This window comes from Kaistia defluvii (genome assembly GCF_026343955.1).
In the GTDB taxonomy this organism is placed as follows: Bacteria; Pseudomonadota; Alphaproteobacteria; order Rhizobiales; family Kaistiaceae; genus Kaistia; species Kaistia defluvii.
This window is the reverse complement of the sequence record NZ_JAPKNI010000001.1, coordinates 551481-578090: the sequence shown is the minus strand read 5'-3', so window position 1 is coordinate 578090 and position 26610 is coordinate 551481. Positions and strand designations below refer to the sequence as shown.

At 66.3% G+C, this 26610-nt stretch carries 20 protein-coding genes; 12 read left to right on the top strand and 8 right to left on the bottom strand.

Annotated elements, in window-relative coordinates; genetic code table 11:
* Positions 1–6: 6 nt before the first annotated feature.
* The 5 genes from OSH10_RS02640 to OSH10_RS02620 all read right to left on the bottom strand — a co-directional run bounded on the left by OSH10_RS02640 (position 7) and on the right by OSH10_RS02620 (position 6775).
* Positions 7–1944 carry a hypothetical protein gene (locus OSH10_RS02640; RefSeq protein WP_266329963.1) on the bottom strand — a complete coding sequence of 646 codons (1938 nt, stop codon included), beginning with the start codon at positions 1942–1944 and terminating at the stop codon, positions 7–9.
* Positions 1941–2918 (bottom strand): ABC transporter permease, encoded by a 978-nt coding sequence (locus OSH10_RS02635; protein WP_266329962.1) that lies wholly within the window; start codon positions 2916–2918, stop codon positions 1941–1943. The genes OSH10_RS02640 and OSH10_RS02635 overlap by 4 nt, the downstream gene beginning before the upstream one ends.
* A gap of 17 nt (positions 2919–2935) precedes the next feature.
* Positions 2936–4843, bottom strand: a complete 1908-nt coding sequence (locus OSH10_RS02630) for a sugar ABC transporter ATP-binding protein (RefSeq protein WP_266329961.1) — start codon at positions 4841–4843, stop codon at positions 2936–2938.
* 98 nt (positions 4844–4941) lie between these two features.
* Entirely contained in the window at positions 4942–5925 is a 984-nt protein-coding gene (locus tag OSH10_RS02625; protein WP_266329960.1) for a substrate-binding domain-containing protein, read from the bottom strand.
* A 94-nt stretch (positions 5926–6019) separates the two neighbouring features.
* The gene (locus OSH10_RS02620) at positions 6020–6775 is read right to left on the bottom strand and encodes a FadR/GntR family transcriptional regulator (RefSeq protein WP_407660650.1); all 756 of its coding nucleotides are present in this window, start codon (positions 6773–6775) and stop codon (positions 6020–6022) included.
* 348 nt (positions 6776–7123) lie between these two features.
* Here OSH10_RS02620 and OSH10_RS02615 point away from each other — a divergent pair, with 348 nt between their 5' ends.
* From OSH10_RS02615 to OSH10_RS02565, 11 genes are all read left to right on the top strand, one after another.
* Complete coding sequence (locus OSH10_RS02615; RefSeq protein ID WP_266329958.1) at positions 7124–8083, top strand: class I mannose-6-phosphate isomerase; 960 nt, start codon at positions 7124–7126, stop codon at positions 8081–8083.
* Complete coding sequence (locus tag OSH10_RS02610) at positions 8080–10371, top strand: glycosyltransferase family 4 protein (protein WP_266329957.1); 2292 nt, start codon at positions 8080–8082, stop codon at positions 10369–10371. Before OSH10_RS02615 ends, OSH10_RS02610 begins: the two co-directional genes overlap by 4 nt.
* Positions 10372–10408: 37 nt before the next feature.
* Positions 10409–11707: a glycoside hydrolase family 130 protein gene (locus OSH10_RS02605; RefSeq protein ID WP_266329956.1), complete on the top strand. Its 1299-nt coding sequence runs from the start codon at positions 10409–10411 to the stop codon at positions 11705–11707.
* Between the two features lie 139 nt (positions 11708–11846).
* Positions 11847–12410 carry a gluconokinase gene (locus OSH10_RS02600; RefSeq protein WP_266329955.1) on the top strand — a complete coding sequence of 188 codons (564 nt, stop codon included), beginning with the start codon at positions 11847–11849 and terminating at the stop codon, positions 12408–12410.
* Between the two features lie 159 nt (positions 12411–12569).
* Complete coding sequence (locus OSH10_RS02595; RefSeq protein ID WP_266329954.1) at positions 12570–13694, top strand: ABC transporter ATP-binding protein; 1125 nt, start codon at positions 12570–12572, stop codon at positions 13692–13694.
* Positions 13695–13708: 14 nt separating this feature from the next.
* The gene (locus OSH10_RS02590; protein ID WP_266329953.1) at positions 13709–14836 is read left to right on the top strand and encodes an ABC transporter substrate-binding protein; all 1128 of its coding nucleotides are present in this window, start codon (positions 13709–13711) and stop codon (positions 14834–14836) included.
* Between the two features lie 326 nt (positions 14837–15162).
* A complete protein-coding gene (locus OSH10_RS02585; protein WP_266329951.1) occupies positions 15163–16053 on the top strand; it encodes an ABC transporter permease in 891 nt (296 codons plus the stop codon).
* Entirely contained in the window at positions 16050–16892 is an 843-nt protein-coding gene (locus tag OSH10_RS02580; RefSeq protein ID WP_266329949.1) for an ABC transporter permease, read from the top strand. The genes OSH10_RS02585 and OSH10_RS02580 overlap by 4 nt, the downstream gene beginning before the upstream one ends.
* Positions 16893–17083: 191 nt before the next feature.
* The gene (locus OSH10_RS02575) at positions 17084–18217 is read left to right on the top strand and encodes a pyridoxal-phosphate-dependent aminotransferase family protein (RefSeq protein ID WP_266329947.1); all 1134 of its coding nucleotides are present in this window, start codon (positions 17084–17086) and stop codon (positions 18215–18217) included.
* A gap of 57 nt (positions 18218–18274) precedes the next feature.
* Positions 18275–19645 carry an LLM class flavin-dependent oxidoreductase gene (locus OSH10_RS02570; protein WP_266329946.1) on the top strand — a complete coding sequence of 457 codons (1371 nt, stop codon included), beginning with the start codon at positions 18275–18277 and terminating at the stop codon, positions 19643–19645.
* Positions 19646–19787: 142 nt separating this feature from the next.
* The gene (locus OSH10_RS02565) at positions 19788–20966 is read left to right on the top strand and encodes a M24 family metallopeptidase (protein ID WP_266329945.1); all 1179 of its coding nucleotides are present in this window, start codon (positions 19788–19790) and stop codon (positions 20964–20966) included.
* Between the two features lie 3 nt (positions 20967–20969).
* Here the strand turns inward: OSH10_RS02565 and choV are convergent, their stop codons facing one another.
* From choV to OSH10_RS02550, 3 genes are all read right to left on the bottom strand, one after another.
* Complete coding sequence (gene choV / locus OSH10_RS02560) at positions 20970–22148, bottom strand: choline ABC transporter ATP-binding protein (RefSeq protein ID WP_266329944.1); 1179 nt, start codon at positions 22146–22148, stop codon at positions 20970–20972.
* Between the two features lies 1 nt (position 22149).
* Complete coding sequence (gene choW / locus OSH10_RS02555) at positions 22150–23001, bottom strand: choline ABC transporter permease subunit (protein WP_266329943.1); 852 nt, start codon at positions 22999–23001, stop codon at positions 22150–22152.
* A 116-nt stretch (positions 23002–23117) separates the two neighbouring features.
* On the bottom strand, positions 23118–24068 hold the full coding sequence (locus OSH10_RS02550; protein ID WP_266329942.1) for a choline ABC transporter substrate-binding protein: 951 nt from the start codon (positions 24066–24068) through the stop codon (positions 23118–23120).
* A 355-nt stretch (positions 24069–24423) separates the two neighbouring features.
* On the opposite strand from OSH10_RS02550, the gene betB reads away from it, so the two are divergent.
* Positions 24424–26526 carry a betaine-aldehyde dehydrogenase gene (betB, locus tag OSH10_RS02540; protein WP_323181543.1) on the top strand — a complete coding sequence of 701 codons (2103 nt, stop codon included), beginning with the start codon at positions 24424–24426 and terminating at the stop codon, positions 26524–26526.
* The last annotated feature ends 84 nt before the right edge of the window (positions 26527–26610 follow it).

The following is a 26610-nucleotide window of genomic DNA, read 5'->3' as shown; positions in this document are numbered from 1 at the left end:
ACGAAATCAGGACAGTCGGATTCTCGCTACCGCGTAGGGTGCCAGGGTAAGCTTGCGGTCGTCAAAAGGTCTTGCCAGCGTATCCAGCGCATTGGCGTCCTGCGTCGCGGCGACAAAGCTGTCGGCATCGAGCAAGAACCGGTCACGCGGCGCGCCGGGCAGGGCGACAGACTGTTCGGAGCCTGTGCGATTGGCAAGCCAGAGTTCGACGCCATCCCCGGTCTCGGCGGCGATCGCCTCGATCGCATCCGGCGTCGTCACCTGGCGCAGCGGCCTGCCGGCGAGGCGCGCCATGCCGCGCAGCACGTGGAACATCGGGAACACGCCGCCGGCCTCGTCGAAGAAGGGCTGCGGCCAGTCGTGCTTCGCATGAACCAGGCCAAACGCTCCGGTCGTGCCGCCGAGCGTGATCGTCGAGGCGCCGCCTTCGGCGAAGCGGGCGAAAAAGCCCAGCGCCCAGGCCGCGCCGAGCAGGCCACGCTGGCGGGGATCGTTGAAGTTGATCGCCTGGCGGATGTTGCCAGGATTGGCGAAGGGCGCCTCGCCATAGGGGTTCATCCGCATGCCGATGGCGCTCGGGCCGACCGCATAGGGCGTTTCACCGGCGATCGCCCTGGCGCTGAGCGCCACGGCGGGCAGTGTTTCCAGCGTCTCGGTGACAGAGATGTCGTCGCCGGCATGCAGCATCGCCGTCGTGGTGAACGAGACGAGGTCGATGAGGTCGACCGGCGGCCGCTTGCGGTTCATCTCGGTGAACAGGCTGAACATGCCGCCGCCGATGCGGGCCTTCGGAAAGGCCTTGCGCGCTGCCTCGAAGAAGGCGCGGTGCGGCGGCGCGGGCGGCCAGACGCTGCCCGGCAGGGTGCATTTCAGATCCGGCAGCGGCGACAGCAGCACGGTCTTGAAGGGCGAGCCCATCGCGTCGACGTCGCGGCCGAGCGCCGCGATCTCGGCCTCGAAGCCCTCGACCGACTGGATGACCGCCTCGAGCCAGGGCTCGGCGTCGAGCGACCGCGCCGTGGCGAGGATGCCGCCCAGCGTCGTGAAATCATGCCCGAGCGACGGGTCGTAATAGCCGACCAGCACCTTGGCGCCGACGAGGTGCAGCCGGTCGCGCCGGGCGAGCGTATCGGTGATCTCGGACGGGTCGAGGCCGAGGCCGAGCGCCGGTACCGTGCCGATGACGTCGCCGAGCGTCACCTTGCCGGCGACCGAACCGGCCTCCGACGCCGGCAGCGCGCCGGTGACCGTCAGGCGAACCGCCTGTTCGATGCGCTCGTTCCTGGGCAGGGTGTAGGGCCAGGGCAGGGCGAGCGGCCGGACATAGGTCTTGTAGGAGGCGTCGGTCCAGTTGCGCTGGTCCTCCATCTCGTAGGTGTCGCCTTCCATCCGGCAGGTGACCTTCAGCCCCGGCGCCGCCTCGTGGGTGAGGGCGCGCAGATACATCATCGGCTGGACGGGATCGATGATGTCGGGGAAGCGGCTTTCCACGATCGAGCCGTCGACATGCTCGATCGTCACCGGATGGCCGGAGACGCCGGCGATCGGATGCAGCACGACGAAGCCGGTGCGGTTGGTGAGGAACGGCGTTTCCGCGCTGCCCTCGGCCGAGAAGTCGAGGCGGCCTTCGGCCGAGCCCTCGATGCGGGCCGAATAGCGGAAGGCCTGGTTGTCGTCGAGCGCCAGCGCCTTGTAGGTGACGGTGAAGCCGTCGGCGCGCTCGTCGACGACGAGATCCGAGATTACCGGGTTGTAGGTGCCCCAGTTCTTGTCGCGCACGATGAAGGAAATCGCGCGGATGATCTCGACACCGCCAAAGTGGATGTGGCGCAGGTTTCCGGTGTCGAGTTCTGCGGTGAGCGCCCCCGCCCTCAGGATGCGGAGCGGCGTGACGGGTTCGTCGGTGCCGAAGAGCCGGACTGCAAGGGAAGGGGCGTTGCTCATCGGCTGACCCTCGAGGAAACCAGACGCTCGACCAGAAGGGCGAGGATGATGATGGTGCCGATCGCCGTGCCCTGCCAGAAGGGCGAGACGCCCATGAGGTTCAGGCCGTTGCGGATCATCACCATGATCAGGACGCCGATCAGCGTGCCGAACATCGAGCCGCGGCCGCCGAACAGGCTGGCGCCGCCGATGACGACCGCGGCGATCGCGTCGAGCTCCATCCCGTTGCCCATCAGCGGATCGGCGGAAAGCAGCTGGCTGATCGAGAAGGTGATGGCCACGGCGGCGAAGGCGCCGGAGAGCACATAGGGCAGGATCGAATAGAAGGTCGTGTTCAGGCCGGCGGCGCGGGCGGCTTCCTTGTTGGAGCCGACGGCATAGATGGTGCGGCCGCCCTTGGTGTAGGTCAGATAGGCCCAGGCGGCGAGATAGAGCACGATCAGGAACAGCACGTTGGACGGGATGCCCAGCACGTTGGTGTAGACGATGGCCTGCATGCCGTCGGGGATGTTCGAGATCGCCGTCTGGCCGGAGAAGATGTAGGCGAGGCTGCGGCCGATCGCCATGACGCCGAGCGTCACCACGAAGGGCGCCAGCCCGAATACCGTGATCAGCGTGCCCGAGATCAGGCCGATGAAGCCGCCGGCGGCGACCGCGATGCCGATCGCCGGCACGATCGGCACATGCTGCAGCGACAGGCCGAGGATGATGCCGGTCAGGCCCGCCACCGAGCCGACCGAGAGGTCGATGCCGCCGGTCAGGATGACGAAGGTCATGCCGACGGCGACGATGCCGATCACCACAGACTGGTCGAGCAGGTTGAAGATGTTGGACTTGGTCAGGAAGTAGGGCGACAGCAAGGAGAGGCAGACCGCGATCAGCAGCGCCAGCAGCAGCATGCGGACTTCGAGCCGCTGCGCGATCTTCTTGATGGGCGAGGCCGGGGCCTGACGGGAAAGGGTCTCTTGGACCATGGGCGAAGTTTCCTTGCTCACAGCGTTGCCGCCATGGTGTCGATGCGGGACTTGATGGTTTCCGGAGCGGGCAACGGGCGGTCGGTCGGCAGCGAAAGCCCGACCCAGCCGAGGTCGTGGCCACGCGGACTGGTCATCGGCACCACCAGCGTGGTGCGTTCCCCGTCCGGCTCGGCGACGAAGACCGGCTCGCGGCGCCTGAGGGCCTCGGGGATGCGGGTGGCCGCGAGCTCGCGCGCTTCGCCGGCCTTGAAGCCGGGGTCGAGCGCGGGATTGCTGGCGACCGCGTTCAGGCAGATCAGCCGGTCGCCCTCGATCAGGCCCCAGAAGCCGGCGCCGTCATGGGCGCGGGCGAGCTCGTTCAGCATCTCGGTGTTGCGCACCATCGAGGTACGCGGCGCGGCGAGCAGCGTCAGGCTTTCCTCGTCGAGCATGGCGCTCGGCAGGTCGGCCGTGGTGCGGCCGTCGCTCATCACCACGACGCGGTCGGAAAGGCCGAGCAGTTCCTCGAAATCGGAGGAGACGACGACCAGCGCCACGCCCTGGGCGGCGATGTCGCGCAGCATGGTGTAGATCGAGGCGCGGGTGCCGATGTCGACGCCCTTGGTCGGCTCGTCGAGGATCAGCACTTTGGGCTCGAGCAGCAGCCAGCGGGCGATGATGATCTTCTGCTGCATGCCGCCGGAGAAGTTCAGCATCGAGGCGTCCATCAGACGGTCCTCGGGCATGCCGAGGCCCGCCAGCAGCTCCTTCACCTTGCGCTCGCGCGAGGCGTAGCTGCAGAAGAAGCCGCGATGGGCGCCGAGATGGGCGAGCAGCAGGTTCTCCTTGACCGAGAGGTCGGGCACGATGTTCTGCGTGCGACGGTCCTCGGCGACGAAGCCGAGGCCGGCGCGGATCGAGGTCTGCGGGCTGTCGCCCCGGAGCGACTTGCCGTTCAGCACCACCTCGCCGCCGGTGCGGGGGCGGAGGCCGAAGATCGCCTCGACCGTCTCCGAGCGGCCGGCGCCGACCAGGCCGCCAATGCCGAGGATTTCTCCCTTCCTCACCGAAAAGGAAACGTCGCGCACGGCCGGAGTCGAACTCAGGTTGCGGACCTCGAGCGCCACCGGGGCGTCGATCTGCTGGATATGGGCTTCCTTGCGCTCGTAGATGGCGCCGAGTTCGGCGCCGACCATGGCGCGGATCAGGTCCGCCTGCGACAGCGAGGCGGTCTCGCGCGCATTCATCACGGTGCGGCCTTCACGCAGCACGGTGACGCGGTCGGTGATCGCGAAGACTTCCTCCAGCCGGTGCGAGACGAACACCAGCCCGTGGCCGGTGTCGCGCAGCCGCGCCATGATGTCGAACAGGCGCTCGGCCTCGCCGGGGCTGAGCGATGCGGTCGGTTCGTCGAAGATCAGCAGCTTGGCGCGCACGCCCAGCGCCTTGGCGATCTCGACCAGCTGCTTCTGCGCCGAGGAGAGGCGCCGCACTTCCCAGTCGAAGGGCAGGCTGTCGCCCTGGCCGAGATCGTTGAGGATCTCCTGGCCGCGCTGGCGCAGCTGGCTGTAGTCGAGGCGGCCGGGGCGGCCGAGTTCGGGCAGGAAGATGTTTTCCAGAACCGTGAGGTCGGGGACGAGGCTCGTCTCCTGCATCACGATGGCGATGCCGATGCGCAGCGCGTCGCGCGTGGAGCGCAGGCGGATCTCGTGGCCGCGATAGGAGAGGTCGCCGCTGTCGAGGGTGTAGTGGCCGGAAATGACCTTGGAGAGCGTCGACTTGCCGGCGCCGTTGGCGCCCAGCAGGCCGTGCACTTCGCCTTCGCGAAGCTCGAAGTCGGCGCCCTGCAGCGCCCGCGTCCGGTCGAATGTCTTGGTGATGCCCCGCGCGACGAGGAGGGGGGAAACGTCTGCCTCCGCGACGGGTGCCAAATTGGGCTGCAACGAATCATGCTCCTGAAGACGGCCTCGACGCGATCCTGCGCGGGGGCGGAAGGATAGGAAACCCGTCGCGCGGCCGAGGCCGCGCGACGGGGTCTGTATCAGACTTCGTTGGCGAAGACGGTCCGGCGGATGGTCGGCAGTTCCTGCTCGATGTTGGAGCTGGTGATGGCGACGATCGGCACGGTGATCTCGGTCTTCGGCGTCTTGCCGTCGAGCACTTCAAGCAGCGCCTCGCCGGAATTGACGCCCATCAGGAAGGGCTGCTGCATGCCGGAGACGACGAGGTCGCCCGACTTCAGCAGGTCGACGAACTCCGGAATGCCGTCGAAGGCCGCGACGAGGACTTCGCCGTTGCGGCGGGCCGCCTTGATGGCGCGCAGGGCACCGATGGCCGGCTGGTCGGTCTGGATGAACAGGCCGCGCATGTCCGGGTTCGCCGTCAGCATGTCCTGCGTGAACTTGAAGGTCTCGTCGGCGGTGTAGCTCTGCATCTGCTGCAGGCCGGCTTCCTTGCCGGTGAAGCCGCCTTCCTTGAGGCCGTCGAGGAAGCCCTTGGTGCGGGCCTGGCCGTTCTTGCGGGCCTGCGAGATGGCGACGATGCCGACCGATCCGCCTTCCCAGCCCTTCTTCTTCAGCGCCTCGGCGAGCGCGACGCCGACGTCATGCGCGCCCTTGTAGTTGTCGGACGAGATGAAAGAGGCGAACTCGCCGCTATTGGTGCCGATATCGCCGATGACGACCGGAATGCCGGCCTTCTGGGCGAGCGCGAGCACGCTCGGCGCGGTCGAGGAATCGGTCGGCGAGATGATGATGCCGGCGACGCCGCGGGCGATCGAATCCTGGGCGTTGCGGAGTTGGGTCTCGGCGCTGTTGTGGCTGTCGAGCGCCTGGAAGTTGAAGCCCTTGGCCTTGACCGTTTCCTCGATGCCCTTCGACAGATAGCGCCAGAAGGGCAGGTCGAGGCCCGGCGTCAGGTAGACGATCTCCTTGGTCGCCGCGCCGGCGGCGGAGATGCCGCCGAGACCGGCGCCGGCGAGCATCGTCGTGCCGGCGGCAAGCTTCAGGAATGTCCTGCGTTCCATGGTGTTCCTCCCATTGATCAGCCATGATCGGCTGCGTTGAAGATAAGGGTCGACGGGGGCCGCACGTCCTCGGTCGCGGCCCGCCGAATTCGCGTCAGCCGCCCCCCTTCAGGAAGGGCTGCGTCGTCGTGTAGATGCGGCCGGTATGGGCGGCGAAGGCCTCTGCGGCAGCGTCGGGATCGCGCGCCTTGACGGCGGCGACGATGGCGACGTGGTCGGCATAGCTGGTGGCGATCGCGCCGGGAGAGGCCATCGCCTCGCGCCGGTACTGCATCATGTAGGCGTAGAGATCGGTGCTGATGTCGGCGAGCAGCGGGTTGCCCGACGCCTGGTAGAGCGCGACATGGAATTCGCGGTCGCTGATCAGGAAGCGGACGGGATCGTCGAGCGTCTCCGTCTGCGCCTCCAGCAGCGCCTCCAGCACGGCGATGCCGGCATCGTCGATGTTGCGCGCCGCGTCGGCGACCACCTGGCGGTCGACCAGCAGCCGCGCCGCATGCACCGATTCGATGTCGTAGGAATTGACGGCCCGCGCCATGGCGAAGCCGACGGCGACCGGTCCGACCTCGTTGCTGCGCACCCGGGTGCGGGCGCCGTGCGAAATCTCGAGAATGCCGCGCGCCGCCAGCATCTGGATGCCGCCGCGCACGGCGTCACGGCTGACGTTGAGCGCATCGGCAAGCTGGCGCTCGCTCGGCAGCGCATCGCCGACCTGCAGGATGCCGGAGGCGATCAGCGTGGCGATCTTGTCGCTGATGACGGTCGTCAGCGGACGCTTCACGATTGCTTCCCGAAAGGTCGGAAGCTCCGCGATGAGGCCGGGATCACTGACTTTCGCCGACGACGACATGGCACCTACTAATGGACTGATCGGACCAGCAGACCAGTTGCATTAATCGCGCGCCGGCCCCGGAGTCAAGCGTCTATGACGGCGCTGTCATTCTCTCTCGCCAGGCGTGTTTCGTGTCGCATTCCACAACCGCATTCCGGGGTTGGTCGACGCGGGCAGAGCGCGGCCGCGCGGGCCGCTCGCCCGCGCCGGAAGCGACGAAACGGAAGCCTTCGCAATTGCGAGACGTTTCTGGGAACGGAGCAGCGCTGCACGCGTTGTGTCGATGTCTTCGGTGATGGCGATGCTGGCAGTTCGCCGCGGCCATCTTCACGTCGACTGTCTGAAAAGCACGAACAGGAGCGATTCATGACAATCGAACACGCATCCATGCGAGCCGTCCGCAAGCCCTGGGGCAAGAACGACCTGCGGCCGTGGAACGATATCCATGACGATCCCGACGCGGTGGGCGAGATCTGGTTCCAGCGCAAGAGCCAGGACGTCGCGGACCCGGAACTTCTCCTGAAGCTTCTCTTCACCAGCCAGCCGCTTTCGATCCAGGTTCACCCGGATGACGCCTACGCGCACAAGATGGGCCAGCCGCACGGCAAGACCGAAGCCTGGTACATTCTCGCGGCCGAACCGGGCGCCGCCGTCGCCGTGGGCCTGAAGCGCGCGATCCAGCCGGATGAACTGCGCGCCGCCATCGAAGACGGCTCGATCGCCGATCTCGTCCAGTGGCATCCTGTCCGGGTCGGCGAGGTTGTCTCCATCCCGGCCGGCACCATCCATGCGATCGGCCCGGGGCTGGTGCTGGCCGAAATCCAGCAGCGTAGCGATACGACGTTTCGGCTGTTCGATTATGGCCGCAAGCGCGAGTTGCATGTCGAGGACGGCGTCGCGGTCGCACATGCCGGTCCGCCGGAAGCCCAGCCCGAGCCGCAGCGGCTCGGGCCGTCGCGCACCGTCCTGATCGCCAACCCCTTCTTCGTGCTGGAACGGGTGACGCTCGGGCCGGACATGACGCGCGTCGTGAATGCGCCCGGCGAGACGTGGATCCTGGGCCTCGATGGCGACGCGACGCTCGGGCCGACGCATGTGGCCGTCGGCGAGGCCGTCTTTCTCGATCATGAGCGTTGCACGATCAGCGCGGGCGAAGGCGGCTTGACCGCGCTTTGCGCCTATCTCGGACCGGAACCGCACCGCGATCTTCTGGAGACGCCGGATCCGACCGTCGTAGATCTGGCAGCCCGCCGGGCCGCCGCACCGAATTCTCATCCCGGCGGAAAGGCTGGCGCCTCGCTCCGCACCACGGAGGTTCGTCTATGACCATTGTACACCGGACTTCGACCACCACGCGGGTGGCTTTCGTCGGCAACTCCCTACCGCGCCGCTGCGGCATCGCTACCTTCACCACCGATCTGCAGCAGGCGATCGCGGCGACCGGCACGGCCGATACCGCCATCATCGCCATGACGGATTGTGGCCGGAGCTACGACTACCCGGCGAGCGTCGCGCTCGAGATCCAGGAAGCCACGCTGGAAGACTATGTCGCGGCGGCGGACTATCTCAATCGGGGCGGCTTCGATGTCGTGTCGCTGCAGCATGAGTTCGGCATCTTCGGCGGTGAAGCCGGTAGTCATGTGATCGCGCTGCTGGCGCGGCTGGACATGCCGGTTGTCACCACGCTGCACACGGTTCTCGCCGAGCCGACCGATGCGCAGCGCCGTGCGCTCGACCGCATCATCGACCTGTCCTCGCGGATCGTGGTCATGGCCGAGAAGGGCCGCGAGTTGCTGCGCACCATCTACCGCGTGCCGGCCGACAAGATCGACGTCATTCCGCACGGCATCCCGGACTTCGATTTCGTCGATCCCGAGCCGGTCAAGGCCAAGCTCGGCTTCGACGATCGCACCGTGATCCTGACATTCGGCCTGCTGTCGCCGAACAAGGGCATCGAGGTGATGATCGACGCGATGCCGCAGATCCTGGAGAGCCGGTCGGACGCCGTCTATGTGGTGCTGGGCGCCACCCATCCCAATCTCGTGCGCGACCAGGGCGAGAGCTATCGCGACAGTCTCGTCGAACGGGCGCGCCATCTCGGCGTCGAGGACCATGTCGTCTTCGAGGATCAGTTCGTCGACCGCGACACGCTGCTCGATTTCATCGCCATGTGCGACGTCTATGTGACGCCCTACCTCAATGAAGCGCAGATGACCTCGGGAACGCTGGCCTACAGTTTCGGTCTCGGCAAGGCCGTCGTGTCGACGCCGTATTGGCACGCGAGCGAGCTTCTTTCGGACGGCCGGGGCGTGCTGGTGCCGTTTGGCGACGCCAAGGCGACGGGCGGCGCCATAGCCGACCTGCTGACCAACCATTCGCGTCGCGAGGCCATGCGCAAGCGGGCCTATTCGACCAGCCGGTCGATGACATGGGAAAGCACGGCCAAGCGCTATCTGGCGACCTTCGAGACGGCGCGGCGCGGCGATCGCCTGAAGCTGATCGCCCCTGCCAATGCGTCGAGGCTGGCGAGTGCGCCGCCGCCGGCCATGCAGCTCGGCCACCTGCTTGCCATGTGCGACGATACCGGCCTGTTCCAGCATGCGGTCCATTCCGTGCCGGACCGCCACCACGGCTACTGCGTCGACGACAATGCCCGCGCCCTGCTGGTTGCCTGCGCGCTCAACAAGTCGGGTGAGCAGCGGCTCTCGGAGCCGCTCACGGCCCGCTTCGCCGCCTTCATCCAGCATGCCTGGAACCCGGACACGCGGTATTTCCGCAATTTCATGAGTTTTGACCGGCGCTGGCTGGAGGATCGCGGCTCGCAGGACAGCCATGGCCGGACGCTCTGGGCGTTGGGCGAGGCGTCCGCCAGCGATGCGAGCCCCTCGCGCAGGCGGTGGGCTGCGTCGCTGTTCATTGCCGCGCTGCCCACGGTCGAGGAATTCGGCTCGCCGCGCGCCTGGGCCTTCGCGTTGCTCGGGCTTGATCCCTATTGCGCCGCATTTCCGGGCGATCCTATTGCCGAACGATACCGCGCACTGCTTGCAGACAGGCTCATGGCCATCCTGGCACAGACAGAAACGGACGATTGGGTGTGGTTCGAGAATGGCCTCGCCTATGACAATGCGCGTCTGCCTCAGGCCCTGATCGCCACCGGTCGGGCGACCCGCAATGCGGAGCACCTTGCGGCGGGGCTGCGCAGCCTGCGCTGGCTGATCCAGATCCAGACCTCGCCCAAGGGGCAGTTCCGCCCGGTCGGCAGCGCGACGTTCGGCGAGCAGCGCAAGCCGCCGCTCGCCTTCGACCAGCAGCCTCTCGAGGCTACCGCCACCATTTCCGCCTGCCTCGCGGCCTGGAGGGCGGATGGCGACCTGTCGTGGACAGTCGAGGCGAAGCGCGCCTTTGGCTGGTTCCTCGGCGAGAATGACCTCTCGGTGTCGCTTGTCGATCCCGAGACGGGCAGTTGCCGCGACGGGCTCCATCCCGATCGCGCCAATGAAAACCGCGGAGGTGAATCCGTCGTGTCCTATCTTCTGAGCCTGGCCGAGATGCGCCAGCTCGCACGCCTGAGCGGCGATCGTGTGAAACCGGAGCTGCGAGCGCTCCGTGCTTGAATTCGCCCCCCTTCTCACCAAGCAAGGCGAAGTCGACTTGACACATGCCACCTTCCTGAACCGCCAGGCGCTCTACCTGCGCCCGGATCCTGCTCGCGTCGTGGTTCGGCCGTTTAAGCCGGCGACCGAACCGCGCGATCTCAATCCGAAGGAGAAGACGCGCGCCAACCACATTGTCGATCGCGTGCTCGGCCTCGACCCGGAGGCGGCCGCGAGCCAGCTGATCGACGTGCTGGAGAATTTCGACGGCCGCCACCGCAACCTGCTGCGGACCTTCGAATTCCGCTGCGACGAGATGGAAGAGGCCTTCGATCCGCATCCCCCCTTCAGCCGGATCCAGCGCCAGCTGATCGGCGCCTATTTCCTGCATGAATATTCGTTCGAGGCGGCGGCGCTGTTCAATCCCAGCATCGTGCCGCATCCCGACCAGTCGGGCGCGGGGGAAGGCGAGAAACGTTTCGTCCTCAGCCTGCGGTCGGTCGGCGAGGGCCATATCTCGTCGCTCACCTTCCGCTCGGGGACGGTGACCGCCGAGGGCATCGTCACTGTCGACCCGACGGTTCGGTTGGCCTCTGTGCCGAAAGTGGTGGGGCGTGCGCCGGTGCTGGACGGCGAGGCTGTCGAACTCGCCTTCTCGCCGGAGGAGGACCTCAGCGAGCGGCTGATCTTCCCGATCACTGCCTCGCAGTCGAACGGCATCGAGGATGCGCGCTTCGTGGAATTCCACGATGGCGCCCACAAGACCTATTACGCGACCTACACCGCCTATAGTGGCAGCGCGATCCGTTCCGAGCTGATCGAGACGACGGATTTCCAGACCTTCCGCATGGGACCGATGCGCGGCAGCGCCGCCCGCAACAAGGGCATGGCGCTGTTCCCGCGCAAGATCGATGGCCGCTACGCCATGATCGGCCGGCAGGACAATGAGAACCTGTACCTGATCTATTCGGATGACCTGTTCTCCTGGGATGGCGGCGTCGCCATCCTGCGGCCGCGTTTCCCGTGGGAATTCGTGCAGATCGGCAATTGCGGCTCGCCGATCGAACTGGACGAGGGCTGGCTGCTCCTGACCCACGGCGTCGGCCCTGTGCGCAAATATTCGATCGGCGCCGTGCTGCTCGACAAGGACGATCCGTCCAAGGTGCTCGCGCGTTCCAGCGAGCCGCTGGTGCGACCGGAACCGTCCGAGCGGGAGGGCTATGTGCCGAACGTCGTCTACACCTGTGGCGCCATGCGGCACGGCGACTATCTCGTCCTGCCCTATGCCGTCTCGGACACGTTCTCCGCCTTCGCCACGATCAAGATCGACGCGTTGCTGCGCGAGATGCGCGGCTGAGCCCGCCTCGCGCCATCCTCCCGCAGGGGAAGGGTGGCGCGGTCGCGCCAGGCGGGCTGTTCCCCGGTGGACGTTCGCCCTCGGCTCGCGCTATGCCTTGTCCGGTGGTTTCTCAACGGGGTGGGGCGGAACGCATTTCATGGTGACGACGCAATCGGAACAGGGCGCGCCCGCGCGGCTCGCCATCATCGTCATGGGCGTCTCCGGCTCGGGCAAATCCAGCATCGGAGAGGGGCTGTCCGAAGCGCTCGGCATCGATTTCGTCGACGGCGACGGCCTGCACAGCCCGGCGAACGTCGCCAAGATGGCGAGCGGCACGCCGCTGGTCGACGACGACCGCTGGCCCTGGCTCGACAGGATCGGCGCGACGCTGGGCGACCGCGCGGCCCATCCCGCCGGCATCGTCGTCGCCTGCTCGGCCCTCAGGAAGATCTACCGCGACCGCATCCGCGCTGCCGCCGGCCAGCCGATCCGCTTCGTCTTCCTCGATGCGCCGCAATCGCTGGTCAAGGACCGGCTCGGCGCGCGCAAGGGCCACTTCATGCCGCCGAGCCTGCTCGACAGCCAGTATGCGACGCTGGAGCGTCCCGGCGCGGACGAGCCCGACGTGCTTCCCGTCGCGGTCGATGTCCCGATTGCCGAGATTGTGCGCCGCGCGGCCGCCGAGCTTGCCGGCGGCGCCACGGTCAACCCCTTGAACTGACGAGGATTTGCCCCTCCGGCGCAAAAGCGGAACAAGAAACTCAGCCGGGCCGGATCTTGGCAACAATCCAACTCGATTCTTGCCGGGGGTCCCCGTACTAGTTGTCTGGCGGCGGTTTTCCCGCCGCGGCCCCTCCCGGCTTCCGGTTCGCAATCGCCCATGACGCAAAGTCTCCCTCCGATCGCAGTCGCGCTGCATGGCATCGCCAAGAGCTTTGGCGGTGAGCGGGTGCTGTCCGGCCTGTCGCTGGAGGTGCCGCGCGGCGAATTCCTGGCCATCGTCGGCCCGAGCGGCAGCGGCAAGACCACGGCGATGCGCATCATCGGCGGGTTCGAGGCGCCCGACGAAGGCTCCGTCTGGATTTCGGGCGAGAATGTCACGGCCGTTCCAGCCGAGCGGCGCGACGTCAACACGGTGTTCCAGAGCTACGCGCTATTTCCGCATATGAGCGTCATCGACAACGTCGCCTATGGCCCGAGGATGCGCGGCGTCGGCCGCAGCGCCCGCCGCAGGAAGGCCGGCGAACTGCTCGAGCTGGTCCGCCTTTCCGATGTCGGCGACCGCAAGCCGAACCAGCTTTCCGGCGGCATGCAGCAGCGCGTGGCGCTCGCCCGGGCGCTTGCGAACGAACCGGCCGTGCTGCTGCTCGACGAACCGCTCGGGGCGCTCGACCGCAAGTTGCGGGAAGAAATGCAGCGCGAGCTTCGCCGCATCCAGACCGAGCTCGGCGCCACCTTCATCTACATCACGCATGACCAGGAAGAGGCTTTCGGCATGGCCGATCGGCTCGCGGTAATGCGCCATGGCGGCTTCGAGCAGGTCGGCGACCCCGCCACGATCTATGATCGCCCCGTCAATGCCTGGACCGCCTTGTTCGTCGGCAGCGCCAATCAGATCCGCGCCACGCTCGGCGAGGACGGGGCGCTTCTCTCCGACCTCGGCCCCCTCGCGGCCTCGCATATCGACCCCGCGCTGAAATCCGGCGATCCGGCGCTGGTCATCGTCCGGCCGGAAGAAACCCAATTCTCCCCCGCCTCGGCGGACAGCACCTCCGGCCCCAACCGCTTCACCGCGCGCCTCGTCGACGCCGTGGCGCTCGGCCCCTCGCTGCGGCTGCGCGCGGTGACGGCCGGCGGCATCGCCTTTGAATCGATCGAGCGCCGCGCTAGTTCGGACGGCATCGAGCGCCATCCCGGCGACGCCGTCCTGGTCTCCTTCGCGGACCGTGCCGCGCGCGCCTATCGCGACGAGCCCGTTGCCAACTCCCTTCGTCCGTCCTCCTGACAAGGATCCCCGTCATGACCCGGCATCTGCTTCTTCCCAACGGTTCCCTTCGCGGCGCGGGCTTCAGCCGCCGCGCCGTTCTCGGCTTGCTGGGCGCGGCCCCGGCGGCGCTTGCCGTCGGCTCGGCCTTCCCGGGCGGCGCTTCGGCCGAGACCACCGGCGGCACGCTCAACGTCTTCTCCTGGCCGAACTATTTCTCCAATCAGAGCCTAGCCAACTACACGCGCAAGTCGGGCGTCACGCCCAACATCACCTCCTACGATTCCAACGAGACGCTGTTCGCCAAGCTGAACAGCCCGGCCGGCGCCGATTTCGATCTCGTCATCCCGAGCTCGAGCTGGATCAAGCAAATGGCCGACAAGGGCCTGCTGCAGGAGATCGACCATAACCGGCTGAACTTTGCCTCGCTCGACCCGGCGCTGCTCGATCGCGACTATGACCCCGGCAACAAATATTCGATCCCGAAGGACTGGGGCGTGCTCGGCGTCGTCTACGATCCGGAAGCCGTCGGGGCTGAGATCAAGACCTGGCAGGACTTCCTCGATGCGGGCGCCAAACCCGGCGTCAGCGGCAAGGTGCGGCTGTCGGATTCGGGCTGGGAAACCATCGGCATGTCGCTCTGGACGCATGGCAAGGACTGGAACAAGGCGACGGAGGCCGAGATCCGCGCCGCCGGCGAGGAGATCAAGGCCTTCGCCAAGCATGTGAAGACGTTCTCCGGCCTCGACCCGAACCAGCTCGCCAATGGCTCGATCGTGCTGGCCCAGACCAACCAGGGCACCGCCCGCGCCGCCATCGGCCTCAATCCGAAGCTGAAATTCGTCGTGCCGGGCCCGATGAGCGAACTCTGGGTCGACAATTACGCCATCCCCGCCAAGGCGCCGAACCTCGACCAGGTCTATGACTTCCTGTCCTATCAGCTCGAGCCCGAAGTCCAGCTTGCGGAGACCCAATATATCGGCTTCCCGGCGGCGCTGGCCGGCCTGCGGGAGAAGCTGCCGGCCGACACCAAGAACGCCGACCTGATCTTCGGCGGCAAGGATCTCGACTTCTCCAAGCTGACCTCCTTCGTCGTCGATCCTGCGACGATCGGCGTCTATCTCGAGGTGCAGACCGAGATCCAGGCCGCGGCGGGGGGGTGAAGTGCGGGCTTCCTCTCTGGGAAATAGCCTTCGCATGACTCGACCATCATCCTGAGGCGCCCGGCAAAGCCGGGCCTCGAAGGAGGATCCAGGAGACGCCGGGATTGCCTGGCTGGACCCTCCTTCGAGGCTTCGCTGACGCGAAGCACCTCAGGATGATGGCGGAGCCTGATCCGGGGCTGTCTCGACGGTGCAATAAGCTCCGTCCGCCCCCTCTACAGCTTGCGGGAGAGCGCTGGGGTGAGGGACCTTCCTTGCGCGAAGGTTTCCTCATCGCGCGCTAAAGAAGCAGGCGCCGTGTCGATGTATCTTGTTCCAAAGGGCCGATGATCTCCGCGAGCCAACATAGTCAGCCGATATCCAAGCGCGCGCCCCCGGCGCGGGTTTCCGATCAGCTGTTCGCCGCCATCCCGACCGCCTGGCTCGCCATCTTCTTCCTGGCGCCGCTCGCCTTCACGGTCGTCTATTCCTTCGGCAATTCGCTGTTCGGCGCGGTCGAGCTCGGCTTCACGCTGAAGAACTACCAGACCGCGCTTTCCGGCTTCTACCTCTCGACCTTCCTGCGCACGGTGCAGTTTGCGATCACCGCCTCGGCATTATGCCTCGCCGTCGCCTTTCCCGTCGCCTATTTCATCGCGCGAAAGGCCGGGCGCTTCCGCACGCTGGCGCTCGTCCTGATCCTCATTCCCTATTTCTCGTCCTTCCTGGTCCGCGTCATGTCGTGGCAGATCCTCTTGGCGCGCGGCGGCGTGTTCGAGGGGGTGCTGAACTTCCTGCATCTGCATGACGGGCCGCTCGACCTGCTCGACACCAAGACGGCCGTCTTCATCGGCATGGTCTATGCCTATCTGCCGATCGCTATCGTGCCGCTCTTCGTCGTGCTCGACCGCATGCCGCCCGCTTTGCTCGAGGCGAGCCGCGATCTCGGCGCCAGCCGCTTCCAGACCTTCTGGGCGGTGACCCTGCCGATGGCGCGGCCGGGCATCGCCACCGCCGTGCTTCTGACCGCCGTGCCGATGCTGGGTGAGATGGTGATCCCGAAGCTGCTCGGCGGCAGTCGCGGCGTGCTGATGGGGCAGGCGATCTCGTCGCAATATCTGCAATCGCAGAACTATGCGCTCGGCTCGGCCATGGCGGTGCTGGTGCTCATCGCCGTTGCGGTCGTCGTCGCCGCGCTCGCCCGGCTCACCAAGGGCTTTGCCGAGGTGGCGGCATGAGCGTCCGCATGGATGGCCGGCAGAAGCGCATCACCGATGCCGGGCTGACGCTCTGGTTCGGCCTCGCGATCCTGTTCCTGTTCGCGCCGCTCGCCATCTCGATGATCTATTCGTTCAATCTCGGCGTCGTCGGCAAGCAGACGTCGAATTTCACCGGCTGGACGCTTGAGTGGTACCCGGCCGCCTGGAACGACTTGGCCCTGCGCCGCTCGGTCCAGACCAGCCTCTATGTCGCCTTCTGGGCCGCGCTGATCGCGCTCGGCATGGGCGCCTCGCTCGGCTACGCGCTGGTGCGCCACCCGAGTCCCTCCGTGCGAAAATGGCTGTCGGGCCTGACCTATATCCTGCTGATCGTGCCGGAAGTGGTCATCGGTGTCTCGCTGCTGCTGTTCTATGCCGTGACCGGCATTCCGCTGGGGGCGGCGACGCTGATCGCCGGCATCACGCCGGCCGCCATCGCGGTCACGGCGCTGATCGTGCGCGCCCGCGCCCTGACGCTCGATCCAAAGCTGGAGGAGGCTGCCGCCGATCTCGGCAGCACGCGGCTGAAGACGCTGTGGTTCATCGTGCTGCCGCAGCTTTTGCCGGCGATCCTGGCAGGCGGGCTGATGTCCTATGCCTTCTGCTTCGACAATCTCGTCGTCGCTGCCTTCCTGACGACGCCGACCGTCAACACGCTGCCGGTCTATCTCTATGGCAGCCTGCAATATGGTCCGGCGCCCTCCGTCTATGCGGCGGCGACGGTCGTGTTCCTGTTCACGGTAACCCTGCTCGGCCTCGCGGCGCTCTGCTTCCAGCTTTCGCGACGTTCGGGGCGGGCAGGGGTTGGAGGTGGGTGAATGAGCTGTCGGCTTACTTCACCTCTCCCTGAGGGAGAGGTCGACGGCCGAAGGCCGGCGGGTGAGGGTTTACGACCTCACCGAATAGTTCCCTAAACCCTCACGCGGATCTGTCGGTCCGACCTCTCCCTCAGGGAGAGGGTAAAGGCCAGCCTTCCCCCGGACCCGGTTCCAGCAAGAGATCGAAATCGATGACCCAGTTTGCCGCCGAAGACCTGCTCGATCCGCCCGCTTATCCCGATGTCGGCTATGCCCTGCTGGCCGACCGGATCGGCGCGGTGATGCGAAGCTTCGACGATGTCGTCTTCGTCCAGGCGGAAGCGGTCGTGGCGCTGGAAGCAGTCGCCGCCAGCCTCGCCAAGCCGGGGCTCAAGGTTCTGAACGTCGTCACCAGTATGTATGGCGACTACTTTGCCACCTGGCTGCGCCGGGGTGGCGCGGTGGTGGAAAATGTCGTGGCCGAACCTGGCCGGCCCGTGGATCTCGCGGTCTTCCAGGCGGCGCTCGACGCGATGGCCGAGGTCGATGTCGTCGTGCTCGTGCATGGCGAGGCCGCGAACGGTGTCTTGAACCCGCTGCCGGAGATCGCCGAGAGCGCCAAGGCGCGCGGCGCGCTGCTGGTGGTCGACGCCGTCGCCTCGATCGGTGCGCACCAGTTCGAGGTCCAGACTCTGGGGATCGACATCGCCGTCATCGGCCCGCAAAAGGGGCTGGGCGGCCCGGCCGGCCTTTCCGCCATCTCAGTCAGCGAGGCGGCATGGGCAAAGATCGCCGAGGAGCCGGCGCTGCGGCTCTCTACCTTGTCGCTGCTCGATCTCAAGGAGAAATGGCTGGATCTCGGCGCCGATGCGCTGCCGGGCACACCGGCGCCGCTGGAATTCTGGGCGCTCGATGCGGCGCTCGACCGGATCGATGCGGAAGAAGACGCCATCGAGACGGTGATCGAGCGCCACCAGCTTGCCGCCCGGGCGACGCGCGCCGGCCTCCGGGCGCTTGGTGTCCCGCCGTGGATCGAGGATGACGGTTCCGCCTCGGCGCTGGTGACGGCGGCGCCGGTTCCGGCAGGCGTCGAGCCGCAGGCGCTGGTCGATGCATCGGGCGGATTCGAAGGGGCTGCGATCAGCCTCGGCGTCGGCGGTGTCGAGCATCTGCTGGTCCGTCTCAATCATACCGGTATCCGCGCCGCCTATCGGCCGGTACTCGCCAATGTCGTCGCCTATGGCCAGGCGCTCGCTGCTCTTGGCCAGAGCGTCGACATCGACGCGGCGATCGAAGCCGTCGCCAGAGCTTACCAGGACGCCGAACCGGTGGGGTCGGCGGAGTGATACTGTTCCTCCCCTCTCCCTCAGGGAGAGGGGAGAAGCCAGCACCGGGAACCGCGCATGACCGCCCGAACGATTCATCTGAACGCCTTCGAGAACTGCTCGCCGGTCAACATCTCGTCCGGCCTGTGGCGTCATCCCGAGGACCAGTCGCATCGCTACAAGGACCTGACCTACTGGACGGAACTGGCCGTGATGCTGGAAGGGGCGGGGTTCGACTCGATCTTCCTGGCCGACGTGCTCGGCATGCTGGACGTCTATCAGGGCAAGCCGGACGCGGCGCTTCGCACCGCGACGCAGGTGCCGATCAACGACCCGCTCTCGGTCATTTCCGCCATGGCGGCGGTGACGACGAACCTCGGCTTCGCCGCGACCGTCTCGCTCACCTACGAGCAGCCCTATTCTTTCGCCCGCAAGATGACGAGCCTCGACCATGCGAGCCAGGGACGCATCGGCTGGAATATCGTCACGTCGTATCTCGACAGCGCCGCCCGCAATCTCGGCCCCGGCGAGCAACTCTCGCATGACGAGCGCTATGATCGCGGCGATGAGTTCATGGAGGTGCTCTACAAGCTCTGGGAGGGCTCCTGGGAGGACGATGCCGTCGTCATCGACAAGGCGAGGGGCGTCTATGTCGATCCGTCCAAGGTGCATCCGATCGCGCATCAGGGCCGCTACTTCACTGTCCCGGACGCCTTCATCGCCGAGCCGTCGCCGCAGAGAACGCCTGTGCTCTTCCAGGCCGGTTCGTCGTCACGCGGCCAGCAATTCGCCGCTACCCATGCCGAGGGCGTCTTCGTGCACGGCACGCGGCCGGAGGTGATCGCGCCTGTCGTCGCCAATGTACGCGCCCGCGCCGCGGCGCTCGGCCGCGACCCGCGCAGCATCAAGGCGTTCGCCGTCACCACCATCATCGCCGCCGAAACCGATGGCGAGGCGGAGGAGAAATATGCCGAATTGCTGTCCTATGCCGATTACGAGGGGGCGATGGTGCAGTTTGCCGGCCCGGTCGGCCTCGACGTTTCGAGATTCGATCCGGACATGCCGCTGACGGAGATCAACCCGAACGCCTCGCATTTCGCCCGGCATCTGTTTTCGGACGCCGATCCCGACATCGTCTGGACGCTGCGCGACATCGCCCATTACATGGGCGTCGGCGGCATGGGGCCGAAATTCGTCGGTTCCGGCAAGACGATCGCCGACGAGATGCAGCGCTGGGCCGAGATCGCCGACCTCGACGGCTTCAACATCACCTACGCCATCCGCCCCGGCACTTTCGTCGACACAGTGAAATATGTCGTGCCGGAACTGCGCCGCCGCGGCCTGATGCGGCCGGGCTATGAGGGCTCGACCTTCCGCGAGAGCCTCTATGGCAAAGGCCAGAGGCAATTGCGCGACGACCATCCGGGAAGGACGTTCTGGAGGGGATAGGGCTCTACCCAGCCCTCTCCCGCCCGCGGGAGAGGGTTGGGTGAGAGGCTTTCTTCCTTTAACCCGGCTGACGAACAAGCAAGACCCTCACCCCACGCCTATCCCAGAGGGAGAGGGAGTCCGACTGAGCCTGAGGACCACCATGTTCAATCTCGACGCCGCCCAGCGCTTCATGCAGGCAGAGGGCATCGATGCCTGGTTGCTGGTCGATTATCGCGGCAGCAATCCGCTGCTCTGGCACATCCTGGGCGTCGTCCGAAACCCGACCCGCCGCGCCTTCCTGATCGTGCCGCGATCCGGTTCGCCGGTGCTGCTCATCCATACCGTCGACCAGTTCTTCTTCCACGACGTCGAAATCGACAAGCGGATCTTCCGCGGCTGGGTCGAGATGCGGGCGATGCTGCGCGACTTGCTCGGAGGGGCCAAGACGCTCGCGCTCGAATATTCGGAGGAGGGCGGCGTGCCGACGGTCGCCTGGGCCGATGCCGGCACGGTCGAGCTGCTGCGGAGCTGGGACTACCGGATCGTCACCTCGGCCGATCTGTTCCAGGTCTCGGCCGCCGCCTGGGACGATTTTGCGATCGAGTCCCACAAGCGCGCCTGCGTCGTCGTCGCCGGCATCAAGGACGCCGCCTTCGACCGGGCGAAAACCGCCATCGCGGTTAACAAGCCGCTAACAGAATATGAGCTGCAGCAGTTCATTTTTTCCGAGTTCGACCGCCTCGGCCTGGAGACGGAAGGCCAGCCGGTGGTGCAGGTCAACGGCCATTCCGGCATCGTCTCCTACGAGCCCAAGCCGGAGGGATCGGCGACGATTGGCGCCGGCGACTGGCTGCTGATCGATTTCTGGGCGCGTTATCCCGGCGAGCGCAACGTCTATTCCGACATCGCCTGGGGCGCCTATGCCGGCGCGGTTATCCCGGAAAAGCTTCAGGCCGTCTTCGACATCGTCCGCCACGCCCGCGACGCCGCGCTGCAAGCGATTGAAACCGCTTGGGAAAACGGCAAGACGCTGGAAGGCTGGCAGGTCGACGATGTGGCGCGCGGCATCATCGAAGCCGCTGGCTATGGCGACAATTTTCATCACCGCACCGGCCACAGCATGGGGCCGGGCAAGCGGCTGCACGGGCTCGGCGTCAATCTCGATAACCTCGAGACCCACGACACCCGCCGTATCCTGCCGCGCACCGGCTTTTCCATTGAACCGGCGATCTATCTGCCGGAATTCGGCGTCCGGCTGGAGATCAATGTCTTCCTCGATCCCGTCGCCGGACCCACGGTGACGACCCCAACCCAGACGGAAATCGTCAAAATTGTCTGAGGCTTAGGCGTTTCGGCGGAGCAGGCTCGCATAGATCTCGTCGTCGCCGCAAAGGCCGGCGAGGCGGCCCAACTGGTCGACGAAAACGATCGGGTGGTCGGATTGCCGCTTCAGCGCGATCGCCGCGTTGAGCTTGAGATCCACCGGCGCGACGATGATATCGCAGGGCGTGTCGAAGTGGGCCGCATCGCCCTCGACGACGCCGAGCTTGCCCTCGCAGCCATTCACCTCCACGCCGACCGGCCGGTCTGCGGCGTCGACGCGGATGCGGACCAGGCCCTCGCGGTCGAGCAGGACGGCGCCCTCGGCGCGGCGCAGCGCCCGGGCCGGCGTCATCACCGAACGGCCGCGCAGCACGTTCAACGGGTTGGTATGCTTGACGAATTCGGCGACATAGGCGTTGGCCGGGCGGAGCAGGATTTCTTCCGCCGTGCCGGCCTGGACGATGCGGCCGCCCTCCAGGATGGCGATCTTGTTGCCGAGCTTCATCGCCTCGTCGAGGTCGTGGCTGACGAACAGGATGGTCTTCTGGATCCGGCTCTGCAGGCTGAGCAACTCGTCCTGCATCTTGTCGCGGATCAGCGGATCGAGCGCCGAAAAAGGCTCGTCCATCAAGAGGATGTCGGCATCGGTCGCGAAGGCGCGCGCCAGCCCGACGCGCTGCTGCATGCCGCCGGAAAGTTCATGCGCGTGCTTGTCGGCCCATTGCGTCAGCCCGACCATGGCAAGCTTCTCGTCGACGATGCGTTTGCGCTCGTCTTTCGCAATGCCGCGGATCTCCAGGCCGAAACCGACATTTTCCCGCACCGAGCGCCAGGGCAGGAGGCCGAATTGCTGGAACACCATCGAGACGGTGCGCATGCGGATCTCGCGCAGCATGGCCTCGCCGCAGGCCGCCACGTCGACGGGCTTGCCGTCGTGCGAGACCGAAACGCTGCCGCGCGCCACCGTGTTGAGGCCGTTGACGGCGCGGAGCACCGTGGATTTGCCGGAGCCGGAAAGCCCCATCAGCACGCAGATCTCGCCGCGTTCGACCGTCAGGTTGACGCCGGCGGCGCCAAGCACCGAGCCGGTCTGGACCAGGATCTCGTCGCGTGTCGCGCCCTTGTCGATCAGCGCCAGCGCTTCCTTCTGGCGGTCGCCGAAGACGATGTCGACATCGCGGAATTCGATCGCCGCCATCTCAGCGCTTCCCCGCTTTGGGCTCTCGGCGCTTGCAGACGCGGTCGAGCACGATGGCGAGCAGCACGATGGCCGCGCCTGCCTCGAAGCCCATGCCGATATTGACGGAATTGAGGGCGCGCACCACCGGCTTGCCCAGCCCGTCCGCGCCGACGAGGGCGGCGATCACCACCATGGAAAGCGACAGCATGATGCATTGGGTGACGCCGGCCATGATCGTCGGCATCGCATGGGGCAGTTCGACCTTGTAGAGCAGCTGCCGCCGCGTGGCGCCGAAGGCCTTGCCGGCCTCCTGCAACTGGCTCGGTACCGAGGAGATGCCGAGATGGGTCAGGCGGATCGGCGCGGGAATCGCGAAGATCACGGTCGAGATCAGGCCGGGCACGGCGCCGAGACCGAACAGAACCAGGGTAGGGATCAGATAGACGAAGGTCGGGATGGTCTGCATCAGGTCGAGGATCGGCCGGATGCCGGCATAGAGCCAGGGCCGGTGCGCGGCGGCGATGCCGATCGGCACGCCGACGACGACGCAGACGACGGTAGCCCAGATCACCAGCGAGAGCGTCTCGAGCGTCGCCTGCCAGTAGCCGAGATTGATCACCAGCAGGAAGGCGATGACCGTGAAGGCGGTCAGGCGGATCGAGCGATGCAGCGCATAGGCGATCGCGCCGAAGATGGCGATGAGCAGAAGCGGCGGCGTCAGGATCAGCAGATTGGTCAGGCCGTCGATCAGCGAGCCGAGCACCAGCGAGATGAAGTCGAACAGCCCCTGCGCGTGCAGATTGAGGAAGTCGACGAAGGTCTTGATCCAGGAGCCCAGCGGGATCTTGTGCTCGGTCAGCCAGCTATACATGGGAAGGGTCTCCGGCGGTCGTTAGAGACCGTCCGGGCGGTCGCATTCTCGCCCGGTCTTGCAGTGCGTTCGATGTCGACGCCGGCGAACCGGCGTCGACAGGGGCGGGATTTAGGTCAGAGGCCGAGGCTCTTCTTGACGGCCGGCAGGCCGGGCTGGCCGTCGATCGTGTTGACGCCGGCAAGCCAGCCGTCGAGCGCGGCCGGATTGGCCTTGAGCCAGGCGGTGGCGGCCGCGTCCGGGTCCAGTCCGCCATCGAGGATGCTGGACATGACCTGGCCTTCGATCGGCAGGGTGAACTTCATGTTCTTGATCAGCGCGCCGACATTCGGGCATTCTTCGAGGAAGCCCTTGCGAACGCTGGTCGAAACCGTCGCGCCGCCGAAATTCGGCCCGAAGACGTCATCGCCGCCGTCGAGATATTCCATCTTGAACTTCTCGTTCATCGGATGGGGCGCCCAGCCGAGGAAGACGATCGGCTCTTCGCGGCGACCGGCGCGATCGACCTGCGAGAGCATGCCCTGTTCGCTGGATTCCACCAGTTCGAACGAGCCGAGGTCGAACTTGTTGGCCTTGATCATGTCTAGGATCAGGCGATTGCCGTCATTGCCGGGCTCGATGCCGTAGATCTTGCCCCCGAGCTTGTCCTTGAACTTGGCGATGTCGGCAAAGGTCTTCAGTCCCTCGTCGAACAGGTAGCTCGGCACGGCGAGCGTATATTTCGCGCCTTCGAGATTGACGCCGACCACTTCTACCGAGCCGTCATCCTGATAGGGCTTCAGATCGGCGGCCATCGAGGGGAGCCAATTGCCGAGGAAGACGTCGATATCCTTGTTCTTCAGCGAGGCGTAGGTGACCGGCACCGACAGCACCTGAAGCTTCGGTGTATAGCCGAGCCCGGTGAGGATGCGCGAAGTCAGGCCGGTGGTCGCCGAAATGTCGGTCCAGCCGACATCGGAGAAACGCACGGTCTTGCAGGAAGCGGGCTCGGCCGCATGGGCGGTGCCGGCGAGCGCAACAAGGCAGGCCGCGACCGCCACGGACTTCGACAGGATCGAATTGAGCATTCAGAATTCTCCCAAGGGGCGGCCATGCGGAAACGGCCGCTGCTCTCCACCAAGCATAGCGCAGCACAGGGCGCGATGAAGCGTCCTATACATTGGATCTGGTGATAGTCCCCGTGGCGATGTGTCCACCGCTCCTCGTTATCTGCCCAATCAACCCCAAAAAGGACGCTCTGAAACGCGCATTGTTTGTTCGTTCAATGCTCGATAGAGCCGAGTTTCTAAGCAAACGAGTCATTCTTCGTCATTTATGACGCTGCGGAAGTGCGCTCGCGTATCCCGCGTCACGCAATTATTGATTGCTTGTTCAATCAAGATGCCGGACCATGGGGCCGGTTGATGGCGGAAGGGATATGTCATGCGTGAGGCCGGTTTCGTCCGGATCGAAGCCGAGGACGTCCGGAGACGGCAGCTGATCGAGGCGACGATCGAATCGCTCGCCGATGTCGGTTTCGCCGCCTGTACGCTGATGGATATTTCCCGCCGCGCCGGCGTCTCGCCCGGGCTGGTCGCGCATTATTTCGGCGACAAGGAAGGCCTGCTGGAGGCAACGCTGCGCCATCTCGCCGGCCGGCTCGCCCGTCTGGTGTCGATCCGGCTGGCGCAGGCGCGCACGCCGCGCGAGCGGATCCAGGCCGTCATCGACGCCAATCTGGCGCCGGAGGAGTTCGACCGCCGCACCGCCAGCGTGTGGCTGGCCTTCTGGGGCCAGGTGATCCATTCGGCCCGCTTCAAGCGCGTGCAGAACGTCTATCAGCGCCGCATGCTCTCCAATCTGCGCCATGGCCTGAAGCAGATCGTGCCGGCGCGCGAGGCGCAGTCGATTGCGATCGCCATCGCGGCGGTGATCGACGGGCTCTGGCTACGCGAGACTCTGGCGGCCGAAGGCGAGCCGCATGGCGCCGGGGCGCGCGCCATCGCCACCGCCTTCGTCGATGCGCAACTGGCGGCCGTCCGGCCGCGCGCCGCGATCGCCGAGCCGCCGACGAGCCAGGGTGGCCGCAACCATGCCATCCGCAATCACATCGACGGCCGCGCCCATCCGGTCGTCGATGCGCGCAGCTTCGCCACGATCAATCCGGCAACCGGCGAGACCCTCGCCGAAATCGAGATCTCCGGTCCGGCCGAGATCGAGGCGGCGGTGGAAAGCGCGCGGCGTGGCCAGAAGATCTGGGCGGCGATGACCGGCAGCCAGCGCGGGCAGATCCTGAAGCGCGTCGCCAGCCTCCTGCGCGAGCGCAACGACGAACTGGCGCGGCTGGAGACGCTCGATACCGGCAAGCCGATCCAGGAAACCTCCGTTGTCGACGTGCTTTCCGGCGCGGATTGCATCGACTATTTCGCCGGCCTGGCGGGCGCCATCACCGGCGAGCATGTCGATCTCGGGCCCGAAGCGTTCGGCTATACGCGCCGCGAGCCGCTCGGCATCGCCGCGGGCATCGGCGCCTGGAACTATCCGCTGCAGATCGCCTGCTGGAAGGCGGCCCCCGCGCTCGCCGCCGGCAATGCGATGATCTTCAAGCCGGCCGAGCTGACGCCGCTGACGGCGGTGAAGCTGGCGGAGATCATGACCGAAGCCGGCGTTCCGGACGGCGTCTTCAACGTGGTGCAGGGCTTTGCCGAGACCGGACGGCTGCTCACGCGCCATCCCGATATCGCCAAGATCTCGCTGACCGGCGAGGTCGGCACCGGCAAGAAGGTAATGGCGGACGCAGCCGAGACGCTGAAGCAGGTGACGCTGGAACTGGGCGGCAAGTCGCCCCTGCTAGTGTTCGACGACGCCAATCTCGACGATGCCGTTTCCGGTGCGCTGCTTGCCAATTTCTATTCGGCCGGCGAGGTATGCTCCAACGGCACCCGCGTCTTTGTGCAGGAAAGCGTGCGCGAGGCGTTTCTGGAAAAGCTCGTCGCCCGCACCAACCGGATGATCGTCGGCGACCCGCTCGATCCGCGAACCCAGGTCGGCGCGCTGATCTCGGAAGCGCACATGCAGAAGGTGCTCGGCTATATCGAGCGCGGCAAGGCCGAGGGCGCCAGGCTCTTGACCGGCGGCCACCGCGTCGTCGATGGCGCGCTTTCGAAGGGCGCCTTCGTCGCGCCGACGATCTTCGATGGCTGCGCCGACGACATGACGATCGTGCGCGAGGAGATCTTCGGGCCGGTCATGGCGGTGCTGTCGTTCCGCGACGAGGACGAGGCGATCGCGCGGGCCAACGACACGCCCTTCGGCCTGGCAGCCGGCGTCTTCACCCGCGATCTGGCGCGCGGGCACCGGGTCATCGCGCGGCTGCAGGCCGGCACCTGCTGGATCAACCACTACAACGTCACGCCGATCGAACTGCCCTTCGGCGGCTTCAAGCAATCCGGCCTCGGTCGCGAAAACTCCAAGGCGGCGCTCGAGCACTACACCCAGCTGAAGAGCGTCTACGTCAATCTGGGATCCATCGACTCGCCTTACTGATTCCAAGCCATTCCGTGTTTCATGGAAACACGGAATGGCTCCAGTTCTTTGTTTGATCGCGTTTTCTTCACGCGAACCGGTGGC

What these genes read in the sequence shown, in the direction of transcription:
- OSH10_RS02640 (WP_266329963.1), bottom strand. Translation starts at nt 1,944, where the DNA reads ATGAGCAACGCCCCTTCCCTTGCAGTCCGGCTCTTCGGCACCGACGAA.
- OSH10_RS02635 (WP_266329962.1), bottom strand. Translation starts at nt 2,918, where the DNA reads ATGGTCCAAGAGACCCTTTCCCGTCAGGCCCCGGCCTCGCCCATCAAG.
- OSH10_RS02625 (WP_266329960.1), bottom strand. Translation starts at nt 5,925, where the DNA reads ATGGAACGCAGGACATTCCTGAAGCTTGCCGCCGGCACGACGATGCTC.
- OSH10_RS02620 (WP_407660650.1), bottom strand. Translation starts at nt 6,775, where the DNA reads ATGTCGTCGTCGGCGAAAGTCAGTGATCCCGGCCTCATCGCGGAGCTT.
- OSH10_RS02615 (WP_266329958.1), top strand. Translation starts at nt 7,124, where the DNA reads ATGACAATCGAACACGCATCCATGCGAGCCGTCCGCAAGCCCTGGGGC.
- OSH10_RS02610 (WP_266329957.1), top strand. Translation starts at nt 8,080, where the DNA reads ATGACCATTGTACACCGGACTTCGACCACCACGCGGGTGGCTTTCGTC.
- OSH10_RS02600 (WP_266329955.1), top strand. Translation starts at nt 11,847, where the DNA reads ATGGTGACGACGCAATCGGAACAGGGCGCGCCCGCGCGGCTCGCCATC.
- OSH10_RS02595 (WP_266329954.1), top strand. Translation starts at nt 12,570, where the DNA reads ATGACGCAAAGTCTCCCTCCGATCGCAGTCGCGCTGCATGGCATCGCC.
- OSH10_RS02590 (WP_266329953.1), top strand. Translation starts at nt 13,709, where the DNA reads ATGACCCGGCATCTGCTTCTTCCCAACGGTTCCCTTCGCGGCGCGGGC.
- OSH10_RS02585 (WP_266329951.1), top strand. Translation starts at nt 15,163, where the DNA reads ATGATCTCCGCGAGCCAACATAGTCAGCCGATATCCAAGCGCGCGCCC.
- OSH10_RS02580 (WP_266329949.1), top strand. Translation starts at nt 16,050, where the DNA reads ATGAGCGTCCGCATGGATGGCCGGCAGAAGCGCATCACCGATGCCGGG.
- OSH10_RS02575 (WP_266329947.1), top strand. Translation starts at nt 17,084, where the DNA reads ATGACCCAGTTTGCCGCCGAAGACCTGCTCGATCCGCCCGCTTATCCC.
- OSH10_RS02570 (WP_266329946.1), top strand. Translation starts at nt 18,275, where the DNA reads ATGACCGCCCGAACGATTCATCTGAACGCCTTCGAGAACTGCTCGCCG.
- OSH10_RS02565 (WP_266329945.1), top strand. Translation starts at nt 19,788, where the DNA reads ATGTTCAATCTCGACGCCGCCCAGCGCTTCATGCAGGCAGAGGGCATC.
- choV (WP_266329944.1), bottom strand. Translation starts at nt 22,148, where the DNA reads ATGGCGGCGATCGAATTCCGCGATGTCGACATCGTCTTCGGCGACCGC.
- choW (WP_266329943.1), bottom strand. Translation starts at nt 23,001, where the DNA reads ATGTATAGCTGGCTGACCGAGCACAAGATCCCGCTGGGCTCCTGGATC.
- OSH10_RS02550 (WP_266329942.1), bottom strand. Translation starts at nt 24,068, where the DNA reads ATGCTCAATTCGATCCTGTCGAAGTCCGTGGCGGTCGCGGCCTGCCTT.
- betB (WP_323181543.1), top strand. Translation starts at nt 24,424, where the DNA reads ATGCGTGAGGCCGGTTTCGTCCGGATCGAAGCCGAGGACGTCCGGAGA.